This window comes from Nocardia wallacei (assembly GCF_029869545.1).
Lineage (GTDB): Bacteria > Actinomycetota > Actinomycetes > Mycobacteriales > Mycobacteriaceae > Nocardia > Nocardia wallacei_A.
In genome coordinates, this window is sequence record NZ_JARWQD010000281.1 from 24,321 (window position 1) to 35,259 (window position 10,939).

The window sequence follows — 10,939 nt, forward strand, 5'->3', positions numbered from 1 at the left end:
ACCGGGGGATCAGGGATTGCCCTGATGTGCGGGAACGGCGCCGTCGGTACCCTCGATCACATGGGCGGTGAGACGATTTCCACTCCTGGTACGCGGTCGGTTCCGGAGTCCGGGGGCACGGTGGGCGATCGCGATCTCCGGGTGACCGATGCCGAGCGCGAGCACGTCGGGACCCTGCTGCAGCGGGCGGTGGGGCTCGGGATGCTGTCGCTGGGCGAATTCACCGAGCGCATGGATACGGCGCTCGCGGCCAAGACCCGCGGCGAGCTGAACGCGGTACTGATCGACCTGCCCGGGATCCGCCTCGCGGGGCAGCCGAATCCGATGCCCGCGCCCCCGCCGCGGCGCCCGGCATTCGGTGCGCCGCCGCCCGCCCCGGTGCCCACCGGCAACACCATCCGGGCGCGGCTGTCCGGTGTGACGCGCAAGGGCCGGTGGCAGGTGCCGCCGGTGCTGTATCTCAACAATCTGCTGGCGGGCGTCACCCTCGATTTCACCCAGGCGACGATGTCCACCCAGGTGGTGGAGCTGCGGGTGGACGATCTCGGCAGCTCGCTCACCCTCATCGTGCCGTCGGAGGCGACTGTCGACCTCAACGGCCTGGACCTGATCGGCTCCAGCGCGAACAACAAGGTGCGCACCGGTCCTCCCTTCGGCCCCCTGCACCTGGTGGTGCAGGGTCGGTTGCGCTTCGGATCCGTCACGGCCAAACAGCCTTTCGCCGCGCAGTGGCGTCGCCTGATGTCCGGTTTCTGATCGGCGGGCGTGCCGGTCGGCCGGTACTGTCGGTGCCATGGCCGATGGCATGGGCGCGACCGAGCCGGAGCCGCAATACCGCGCCGGCCGTGGCGAACCGCTGCTGCTGTTGCACGGCCTGCTGCTGACCTGGCAGTCGTGGGGCGGGGTGCTCGACGAATTGTCCGGCGACCACGCGGTGCTGGCTCCCACGCTGCCGGGGCACTGGGGCGGGCCGGTAGCGCGGCGCCCCGCCACCTTCACCCTGCTGGCCGACCACCTCGAACGGATGTTGGACGAGACCGGTTGGCAGACAGCGCATCTGGTAGGAAATTCGCTCGGCGGGTGGCTGGCGCTGGAACTGGCCGCGCGCGGTCGGGCCCGCACGGTGACCGCCATAGCGCCGGGTGGCATGTGGAACTCCGAAACCCGGACCGCCGGTCGGCTGCTCCGCAAGTATCGCGCGTTCGCACCGGTCATCGAGGTCGGCGCGGGCACGACCCGCACGATGACCCGCAGCCTGGTGCTGCCGCTGCTGTCCTACCACCCCGCGGCGGTGCCGTACCGCTTGGCGACCGCGGTCGCCGCGGCTCCCGCCCACTGCCGCATCGTCGACGACCTGGCCGAAGATCCGGTTCTCGCAACGGGTTTCGGCCGTTTCGCCGATATCTCCACCCCCGTCACGTTCCTGTACTGCGAACACGACCGCGTCCTGCCGCCGCGCCTGCACACCGCCCCGCCGCAGGCCCCCACCATGCACTCCCGCACCCTCCCCGGCGTAGGTCACGTCCCCATGCTCGAGGCCCCCCACCTGGTCGCCAAGGAAATCCGCGCAAGCATCGCCCAAGTAGGCCCCATCACCACAACCTGAGGTCGACCGCACCGGCGCCGCATCGGAAAATGCGCGACCTGCCTTACCCGCCCGGCAGCGCCGTGCCACCGGACATCGGCGCCGCCTCCTGTTCAGTAACGTCGTGCCGCCACATGGCAGCGGGCGCCGCTTGTTCGGTAACGCTGTGCCGCGCCTCATGGCGGAGTGGCGCCGCTCGTTCGGTAATGCGGTACCGCCGCACAGCAGCGGGGCACCGCTTGTTCGGTTGCGTCGTGCCGCCACATAGCAGCGGGGCGCCGTTTGTTCGGTAACGCTGTGCCGCTACATGGCGGGATGCCGCTTGTTCGGGCTGTGCCGCCGTACAGCAGCAGGCGCCTCTTGCTCAGCAGTGCCGGTTCATCGGTGCGGGCGGGACCGCTCGGGTCAGTCGCGGTTTTGGCGGCGCAGGAGTTCGTTGACGCTGACCGTGCGGCCCGCGCCGCCGCGGTGCTTGCCCTCGTCCGGATCGGGCTGTTCGGGCTTGCGGCGGGACGAGCGCAGGTCGGCCATCCACCGCTCGATGCTGTTGCGGTTGGAGTCGTCGGGCGGATCGGCCGTCTCCCGCGAAGCGGGCGGCTCAGCAGGCTCCGGGGCCTGCTCCGGCGCCGCGTACGCACGATTCTCCGGCCGAGCCGACGGCTGCTGTTCGGGCGCGGGGAACCGCTGTTGCCCGGGCGTCTCGAAGTGTTGGTCGGGTGCGTCGAACCGCTGCTGCTCCGGCGCTGTGTAGCCACGGTTCTCCGGCTGAGCGAAAGGCTGCTGCTCGGGTGTCTCGAAGTGGTGTGGCTCCGATCCTGTGAAGCGGTGTTGCTCCGGTGCCTCGAAGTGTGGCTGTTCCGGTGGTGTGAAGGGCTGTTGCTCCGGTGCTGCGGAATGTTGGTCCGGCGCGGTCGCGGAATACGGTGCGGGAGAATCCGATTCCTGGGCCGGTGCCTGGCGGGGGTGGAACTGCTGGGCGCGGGTGGCCGGGTGTGGTGCCACCTTGGGTGGGTTCGGCTGTGGCGGCAGGACCCGGGGCGTCGTGCCGACGGGCGCGGTCGGTTGCCCCGGCGCCTGCGGCCCGTCCGATTCCTGTGAACGAGCTTGCTCCCGCGACGCCTCCGCTCGCGCCTGGTCCCGCGGCCCCTGCTCCTGCCGCGCTTGGCCCTGCGGTGCGGGATCTTGCCGCGCTTGGCTCTGCGATGCCGGATTCTGTCGCGCGTGGCTCTGCGATGCCTGGTCCTGCTGTGCCTGGCTCTGCGGTGTTGGATCCTGCCGTGCCGGTTCCTGCGGCTGTGTCGGCTGTGTCCAGTCGTCAGGGTGCCGCGGCACGGTGCGCGGCGGTAGTGGTGGGCGCGCCGCTTGCGGTGTCGACACGGTCGGGGGCGTTGCGGGCGGCTCCGGATCCGATTGCGGCGCTTCGACGCTCGGCGTTACGCCGATCACGCCCGACTGCGGCTCGATCGCCCGCGGTAGCCTCAGGTTGGTCTGCGGGGTGGTCTGCGGCGCGAACATGCCCGGGTTGTCCGCCCGGCCGGGCGCCGCACTCGCCGAGCCGGACGGATTCGGCTGCGACGTACCGAGATTCAGCTTCGGCTGGGAAGTACCGAGGTCGAGCTTCGGCCGCGAGGTACCGATGTCCGGTTTCGGTTGCGAGGTACCCGAGTCCGGCTGTGACGTACCGAGGTTGAGCCGCGGCGCATCCGGATCCGCGGACGGGAAGCTCGAAAAGTCCTGCGGCCCATTCGATCCGGCGTCATCGGAGGCCCCGGGCTCGGCACCCGAGGTGCCGGACGTATCGGTCTTGATCACACCGAGTTGCTGCGTGGGCGCCTCACCGTCCACGCCCCCGATGAACCGAGGCCGCTTGAGCCGCTTACGCGCCGGTTTGGCCGGGGTGCCGTCGGGCATGACCGGGATCTGCTGGGTCACCGGATCGGTCACCGGAGTGGTCTTCACCAGGTCGACCACCTGATCGCTACCCGGGCGCTCGTCGTCGAGGATGGGTTCGCCGAGCCCGATCTTCTGCTGGATCTTCTTCATCCACTTCGGCGCCCACCAGCAGTCGTCGCCGAGCAGCTTCATCGTGGCCGGGACCAGCAGCATGCGCAGCACGGTGGCATCGATGAACAGCGCCGCGATCATGCCGTAGGCGATGTATTGCATCATCACCAGATCGGAGAATGCGAAAGCGCCGGTCACCACCAGCAGAATCAGCGCGGCGGCGGTGATGATGCGGCCGGTCTGCGCGGTGCCGATCCGCACGGCTTCGGTGGTGCTGGCGCCCATGGTGCGCGCCTCGACCATGCGGGAGAGCAGGAACACCTCGTAGTCGGTGGACAGACCGTAGATGATCGCGATGATCAGCACCAACACGGGCGACATGATCGGCTGCGGCGTGAAATTGAGCAGACCTGCCCCGTGTCCGTCGACGAAGATCCACGTCAGGATGCCGAGCGTGGAGCCGAGCCCCAAGGCACTCATCAATGCCGCCTTGATCGGCAGAACCAATGAACCGAAAGTCAGGAACATCAGCAGTGTCGTGACGAGCACGACGAGCGCGATCATGAGTGGCATGCGGTCGAGCAGCGAGTCGATGCTGTCCTTCTGGAGCGCCGGGGTTCCGGTCACCATGAACTGCATGTCGTCGGGAACGGATATGTCGTGCCGCAGATAGTCGATGGCCTCGTCGGCGGTGGTGGTCTCGGCGTCCACGAGCGGCGCCTGCGTGGTCCACACATTGGATCCGTTGGGCGGTTTGTTGGGGGTCTCGAACTTGCGGTCCAGCCCGGGCGCTTCGTTCGCCTGCTTGAGAACCCCGTAGATCCCGCTCGGATTGTCGGTGACCATGACCAGTTGCACCGGGTTGGACCGATACTGCGGGAACAGCTTGTCGAACTGCTCCTGCGCGACACGCGTCGGATTGTCCGGCGGCAGATAGGTTTCGCTGATCCCGCCGAACTTCAGGTTCTTCACCGGGATGATCAGCAGCAGCAGGATGATCACCAGCGGGATCGAGACCTTCAGCGGATGCTTCATCACCCACTGGGTGCTGCGCCCCCAGAAACCGTTCTCGATCTCCTCGGCGGTCTTGGTCTTGCGGAACCACTTGAGCCCCAGCATGTCCACGCGCTTGCCGAGGATGCCCAGGATGGCGGGCAGCACGGTGAGGGCGGTCAGTGCCGCGAGCAGAACGGTGGCGATGGTGCCGTAGGCAACCGACTTCAGAAAGCCCTGCGGGAAGAGCAGCATGCCCGCGCTCGCCGCGATGATCATGGTGGCCGACATCGCGACCGTGCGCCCGGCGGTCATCACCGACCGCCGCACCGCGGCGCCGGTGCTGTAGCCCTCCGCGAGTTCCTCGCGGAAGCGACTGACTATGAACAACCCGTAGTCGATCGCCAAGCCCAGCCCGATCATCGATACGACCGGACTGACGAACGAGTTCACCTCCGTGAACTTGGTGATCCCCATGACGATGCCGTTCGCACCCAGCACGGTCAGGCCGCCGACGATCAGCGGCAGGGCCGCGGCGACGATGCCGCCGAAGATGAAGAACAGCAGGACCCCGACGACCGGGATGGCGATGATCTCCATCCGCTTCTGGTCCTGGGCCATGGTGTCGTTGAGCGTGCCGGACACGGCCTGCAGGCCCGCCACCTGGACATCCACACCGGGTATCTCGAAGACGTCCTTGACGTCCCGGAAGTTGTTCACCATTTCGGTGTCGTTGTCACCCTTGATGGCCAGGGTGGCGAAGGTGATCTTCTTGTCCTGGGAGGCGATGCCGGTCGACAGCCACTGGTTGTTGCTCGAACGCCAGTACGCGTAGTTGATCTTGTCGATTCGATCGGGATAGCGCTGCGGCAGGCTGTACAGCGTGTCGGTGATCTTCCGGCTGAACTCGGGATCATCGACGGTCTTCCCGTCCGGAGCCGTGAAGAGCAAAATCACGTCGCCGGAGTGATCGCGGCCGTAGGCTTCGTCCTTGAGCTCGGACGCTGCGGTCGACTGTGAGGTCGGGTCGAACCACCCGCTGGCGCTGAGGTGGCTTTCGAGACCGAAGCCGAAACCGCCCAAACCGAGCAGCGCGGCTACTACAGCGCCTAGTACAAGATAGCGGAATCTGTAGACCAGGTCGCCCCAGCGGGTGAACACTAAGCGACTCCTTGAGCGGGGCGGGAGGTGAGCAGGGCCGACAGCGGGCGGAAGGGCTGCAGCCAGGCTCCTTCTTCGGGCAGCGAGTCGAGGCTGACCCGGGGCAGCGGTTCACGGAACACGCCCGGGATGTCCTCGAGGTCTATGAACTCGAGGATATCGGACGTCACCGCCCAGCTCGCATGCTCACGGAATCCGAGCACCTGCACCGGAATTCCGCTGGCCGCGAGCTCCTCGAGCGGCTCGCGGAAGGCCTGGCCGTCGGCGGAGGCCACCATGATTCCGGCCAGTCCGGCGCCCCGGCGCCGCGACTCGATATGGGCCAGCATGTCGCTGTCGACGTCGGAGTCCTCGTCGATCTTGGGCTTGGCGAAGACCGCGTAACCCACATTGCGCAGTGCCTCCACCCACGGCCGCACCACGTCGGCGGTGCCGGGGGCGATGTTGGTGAACACCGTCGCCTCCGCCTCGATGCGCTGCACGCTGCCCACCGACAGTTCCGCGGTGCGGGCCAGCAGCCACCGGCCGAGGGCGTCGAAGCGCGGGCGGTACGCCGCGGTGGGCCGCCCGCCGAGGATGGCGCCCAGGCCCATATCGAGGTTCGGGGCGTCCCAGACGAGCAGCACCCGCCGGACGTCGGCGGTGCCGCCGGGAACCCCGGAGACGCCGCCGCTCGCCGCCACGGCGGTGCCGTCGTTCGGCCCCGGGGTGGTGCCGTGCATTATTTCGGCAACATCCATGACCTCATGGGCCATCTCACTGACGCTCATAATTCGATCTTCCCCCAAATGAGCTCGGTGATGGCGCTTCCGGCGCGATGCGCCTTGCTTTCGAACTTGGTGACGGGGCGATCGACGCCTATCGGGGCGGTGGCCCGCAAGTGCTCGGGGTCTCCGCCCGCTGCCTCGTTCAGGCCGATGAACTGGGGTTCTGCTGCGCCCACCGCCGCGATGTGCTCGGCGTAGCCGACGTGGTCGGTGGCCACGTGCAACACGCCGCCGACCTCGAGGCGGCTGGCGATGAGTGCCACCGTGTCGGGCTGGAGCAACCGCCGCTTGTGATGGCGGGCCTTCGGCCAGGGATCCGGGAAGAACACCCGAACACCTGACAGCGAATCCTTGGCAATCATGTTCTCGAGGACGTCGACGGCGTCGCCGCGCAGCAGCCGGATGTTGTCGATGTGCTCGCGCTCGATGCGCTGCACCAGCTGCGCCAGGCCCGGCTGATAGACCTCGATCCCGATCAGGTCGAACTGCGGTTCGGCCAGCGCCATCGCCGCGGTGGCGGTGCCCGTACCGCAGCCGATCTCGACGATCAGCGGCGCCCGGCGGCCGAACCAGGCCGCGGTGTCGAGCGGATCGTCGGACACCTCGCGCCCGATGCGCGGCCACGTCCGCTCCCAGGCCAGCTGCTGATTGGGGGTGAGGGCACCCCGCCGGGACCGGAAGCTGGTCACCCGCGGGTAGAGCCGTGAGCCGTTCGAGCGTCCCGGCGGTGTCGGGGCGGCCGTGGAGGTGGAGGGGCCTTCCGGCCCGTCGCTCCCGGCGGTGGGGTTCGCGGCGTCGTTCACGGCGTCCATTGTCCAGTATTCGATGACATCGTATAAATCCCTGGTCAGGCTGCTGACGTGAACGCGTCGGGCCCCGAGACCGGTACATTACCGGGATTTCCGGGGTTCGGGAACTCGAGGACCTCTGCGTTGTCGACCACGCCTCGAACGTACCCATTCGGATCGGCGGACCGGCGGAGGGCCAGCGATCCGTCCCCGATGTGCGCTGGCCGAGCGTCTGCCCGGCGTCTGCCCGCGGCGATGTCCCCCAACCTTTCACGTCCGTGGACAGTCGTCATAGGTGTGGACTCGCAAGAAGATTCGCAGATCGACGCCGAGATTCCGGCATCCGAAGCCATCGACCGTGTCCGGGTGTACGTGACCGGCCGGGGCTTGGATACGACCGGCTATCCGCTGGCGCGGCTGACGGCGGTTCGGATCGACGCGGGCTGGATGGTGTACGTGCCGGTGCCGCGCGGCGAGATCGCGATCGGCCGGGCGATCTTCTACGTCGCCGACGACGGGGTGCTCGAACAGTCGTCGTCGTCGATCGCGCCGTCGCAGTACGTGGTGGGTTTCGGCCAGCGCTACCGCCGACGGCAGGGGGTCGCGGGGGGTGCCGAGTGACCGAGCCCGGAAATGACGAACCCGTCGAGCCGGGCGCTCGGATAGCGCACCGGTTGCGCGCGTCGGCACCGGCGGGATGGCGGCGGTTGGAGGCGTGGTTCGCGATGACCGTTGTCGCCGAATCGGCCCTCATGACCGTCGACGACGGCACGCGGTCGATTCGGTGTCAGGTGCCGGAGCCGGTGTGGGATGCGGTCCGGCGGCACCGGCGGATGTCGGCACTGTCGGACGAGGGGCCGTGGTGGCGGTTGTCGGTGCGGGTCCACGGTGCGGACAGCACTGTCGTCGCCGATCGTGGTGAGGAGCCGTTCCCGGGTGAGCAGTTGTTCGCACCGGACGCCTACCTCGCCGATCTGGAAGCCCATCCCCGGGAACGGCTGCCGGTGTGGCTGGCCGCTTACCTCGGCCGCGGCGAACCGCAGTCCAGGCCGCCGCGACACGCCGCCGAGCGAATGCGGGCGGATGAGCGCGCGGGTGTGCGGGCGACGGTCGTGGACGACGAACTGCCCGATCTGCCGGTGCTGTGGGCGAGGTGGGCGGCCCTGTCGGCGGCCTTCGTCGCGGTGGGGTCGGTTCGGGGGCCGCGGGTCGCCCCGGCTGTCGGCCTGTTCGAGAGTTCCGCGCACAGCGGTTCGACATTGGCCCTGCTGCCCGGTGACCGGGCGGTGCTGTCGGGCGGCGTCTGGAATGCGCCGGCGCTGGACGCCGCCTACAACACCGATGCCGCGATGCCGGATCTCTTTGCGGGCGCGCCGGATTGGGTCGCGGACCCGGTGCTCAACCCCCGCGTGTCCACTGGCCTGCTGAGCTTCTGTTATTGGTGGGATGCCGGGCAGTGGTTTCGCGGCGAGTCCGCTCCGATGGCGGAGTGCGCACCGGCCGTCCCGGCCGTGTGGACCGCCGACACCGTGGCGGATGTCATCGGCAGGCTTACGACCGACCGGTCGAGTGCGGCGCGGGCGGCGGAGCAACTGGTGGCTGCCGCTCAGTTCGGAACCGTGACCCCCGAGGCGATCGCGAAGGTCTTCGGCGACGACGGAGCGGACATCGACGGTGCCCTTTTCCAATTCATGGTCGCGGGCCTGAGTTCGGCGCAGACGGGCCGGATCTCCGAGGCGAAGGCGATCGAACTCGTCCGCGACCACATTCTCCGGCGGCGTTACGACACAACCGATTACCCGCTGTCGAGCCTGCGGGCCGAACGTATCGACGTGGGCTGGCTGGTGCGGGCGCCGGTGTCCGGTAGCGACATCACCCTCGATCGCGCGGTCTTCTACGTCGCCGACGACGGAGTCGTGGAGCGCTCGGCCTCATCGGTGCCGCTGTCGGTGTTCGTCGCCGGTTTCGAGCGACGGTTCCGGCTGCGCCGGGTCCGCATGGCCTGACCGGAAGGGTGGTCACATGAGCGAGGTGGAGTCGTGAGTGATCGGCTGCAACTGGATACCGACAGGCTGCGCGAGCACGGTGCGCGGCTGGCCGAACTCGGCGACCGGGTGGGCCGCACCCACACCGAACTGCGTGACGGCCTGGCCTATGCCGAAGGGTGTTGGGGTGACGACGATCTCGGTGTCGCGTTCGCCGAGGACTTCAAGCCGCATGCCGATCAGTTGCTCGCGAATCTGCGGGCGATGCAGGAGAGCCTGCACGGCACGGCGGGCGGGATGGCCACCGCCGCGCAACAGGTCGAATCTCAGGATCGAGGTGCCGCCGGTCTGATAACTCGCTCGGCCGATTCGGAGCCCGGAGTCGAGCAGCCGCCGTTCTCGCCCGGGTGGCCGACAGGGGGCGCGGGCTTGCCTGCGAGCGTCGAGCCGCGCGCGCCGGTCGGCCCGCGTGCGGCGGCGGCGCCCGTCCCGCCGCCCGATACCGTCGGCCAGGCGCAGCCCGCCGGGCGTGCCCAGCCCGATGGCGGGCAGGCATCCTCTTCAGTCGGGCAGGCGTCCCCTTCCCCCGTCGGGCAACGCGCGCCGGTCCAGGCGCCGGGTGACCCGCGACGCCCGGAAGGTAGTCCGTGGCGCCCCGAGGGCGGTCCGCGGCCTTCGGTCGTTTCGCCACCGGCCACGGACCGCCGCGGTGGCGAACGGAGTGGCTCCGGCCGAGGACCCACGCCCTCCCCGATATCGGCACCGGCAGCCGCACCGAATGCGGCCCGCGCTCCCGGCTCGGTGGCTCCTCACGACCCGCGCCGTTCGGTCGGTGCGGCGGACGGAAAGACGCCGTGGACCGGGCGGCCCGCGGCGGCGGGCCATTCCGAGTCGCCCCCGTCGCCACCTCGGCCCGGTGCCGTGCCGCGAAACGCCAAGGGAGACAAGGATCGACAGGAAGTCCGCGATCGGCGTGAGCCCGTTGAGGCGGGGCTGCTCGGGTGGCTGGCACGGACCCTGGCGCAGCGGCACGGCGTGACGGTCGTCGGGTTCGATCTGCCCGGGCTGCGGGAGGCGGCGGTCCGCGAGTTCGCGGCGGCCGTCGATCGCGTGCTGACCGAGTACCCGATGATCGCGCAGGACGTGGTCCGGGTGGCCGATCTCGGCGAGGACGCGACTGTGCGATGGGCTACCGGGCCGCGAGGCTATCCGGCTGCGGGAGTTGAGCATTCGATCACTCTCGACCTGCATGCCGCATGCGCAACGGACCGCGCTGCCGAAGCGCCGGTACCCCAACCGAATTCGGAGGGCGAGCCCGCAGGGGAGCTGCCGATCTATACGGAAACATTGCGCGAATTCGGCCGCGCACTCGATTTCGCCGGTGGCGGGGTCGCGCGGCACAAGGCGCAGAAGGCGTTGATCGCGCAATACCTGAGCCTGCGGGCGGGGCGCCTCGACACGCTCGCTGCGGTGGTGGCCGGTTACCGGCAGTGGCGTGCCGAATTGATCGGCGCCACTGGCGATTCCGGCGGATTCGATGCGAGCCGGGCCGTCGGCGCCGCGTTCGCGACGGTGGTGCGGCGTGGCGACAAGGCCGGGGTGCAGGCCCGGACGCTGTACGCGCTGCTCGTCGACGCGGCTCCGGCGCGGGTCTAG

Annotated in this window: 8 protein-coding genes; 5 read left to right on the forward strand and 3 right to left on the reverse strand. The window is 69.2% G+C overall.

The window, feature by feature from the left end:
• Window positions 1-60 precede the first annotated feature (60 nt).
• Window positions 61-756, forward strand: coding sequence for a DUF1707 SHOCT-like domain-containing protein (locus tag QH290_RS24620; RefSeq protein ID WP_425301768.1), 696 nt, complete (start codon window positions 61-63; stop codon window positions 754-756).
• A gap of 37 nt (window positions 757-793) precedes the next feature.
• On the forward strand, window positions 794-1,606 hold the full coding sequence (locus QH290_RS24625; RefSeq protein WP_280385413.1) for an alpha/beta fold hydrolase: 813 nt from the start codon (window positions 794-796) through the stop codon (window positions 1,604-1,606).
• A 384-nt stretch (window positions 1,607-1,990) separates the two neighbouring features.
• Here the strand turns inward: QH290_RS24625 and QH290_RS37985 are convergent, their stop codons facing one another.
• The 3 genes from QH290_RS37985 to trmB are packed head-to-tail and all read right to left on the reverse strand — an operon-like array spanning window position 1,991 to window position 7,322.
• Window positions 1,991-5,743 (reverse strand): MMPL family transporter, encoded by a 3,753-nt coding sequence (locus QH290_RS37985; protein WP_342213764.1) that lies wholly within the window; start codon window positions 5,741-5,743, stop codon window positions 1,991-1,993.
• Entirely contained in the window at window positions 5,743-6,513 is a 771-nt protein-coding gene (locus QH290_RS24635; protein WP_280385415.1) for an NYN domain-containing protein, read from the reverse strand. Before QH290_RS24635 ends, QH290_RS37985 begins: the two co-directional genes overlap by 1 nt.
• Window positions 6,510-7,322: a tRNA (guanosine(46)-N7)-methyltransferase TrmB gene (gene trmB / locus QH290_RS24640; RefSeq protein ID WP_280385417.1), complete on the reverse strand. Its 813-nt coding sequence runs from the start codon at window positions 7,320-7,322 to the stop codon at window positions 6,510-6,512. The genes QH290_RS24635 and trmB overlap by 4 nt, the downstream gene beginning before the upstream one ends.
• 273 nt (window positions 7,323-7,595) lie before the next feature.
• On the opposite strand from trmB, the gene QH290_RS24645 reads away from it, so the two are divergent.
• Genes QH290_RS24645 through QH290_RS24655 form a run of 3 tightly spaced genes read left to right on the forward strand, consistent with a single transcriptional unit; the run spans window position 7,596 to window position 10,939 of the window.
• Window positions 7,596-7,919, forward strand: coding sequence for a hypothetical protein (locus QH290_RS24645; protein ID WP_280265981.1), 324 nt, complete (start codon window positions 7,596-7,598; stop codon window positions 7,917-7,919).
• Window positions 7,916-9,304 carry a hypothetical protein gene (locus QH290_RS24650; RefSeq protein WP_280265980.1) on the forward strand — a complete coding sequence of 463 codons (1,389 nt, stop codon included), beginning with the start codon at window positions 7,916-7,918 and terminating at the stop codon, window positions 9,302-9,304. The genes QH290_RS24645 and QH290_RS24650 overlap by 4 nt, the downstream gene beginning before the upstream one ends.
• Window positions 9,305-9,337: 33 nt before the next feature.
• Complete coding sequence (locus tag QH290_RS24655) at window positions 9,338-10,939, forward strand: hypothetical protein (protein ID WP_280385419.1); 1,602 nt, start codon at window positions 9,338-9,340, stop codon at window positions 10,937-10,939.

Bases quoted from the DNA above. Each gene is read 5' to 3' on its own strand.
- QH290_RS24620 (WP_425301768.1), top strand. From the start codon at position 61: ATGGGCGGTGAGACGATTTCCACTCCTGGTACGCGGTCGGTTCCGGAG.
- QH290_RS24625 (WP_280385413.1), top strand. From the start codon at position 794: ATGGCCGATGGCATGGGCGCGACCGAGCCGGAGCCGCAATACCGCGCC.
- QH290_RS24635 (WP_280385415.1), bottom strand. From the start codon at position 6,513: ATGAGCGTCAGTGAGATGGCCCATGAGGTCATGGATGTTGCCGAAATA.
- trmB (WP_280385417.1), bottom strand. From the start codon at position 7,322: ATGGACGCCGTGAACGACGCCGCGAACCCCACCGCCGGGAGCGACGGG.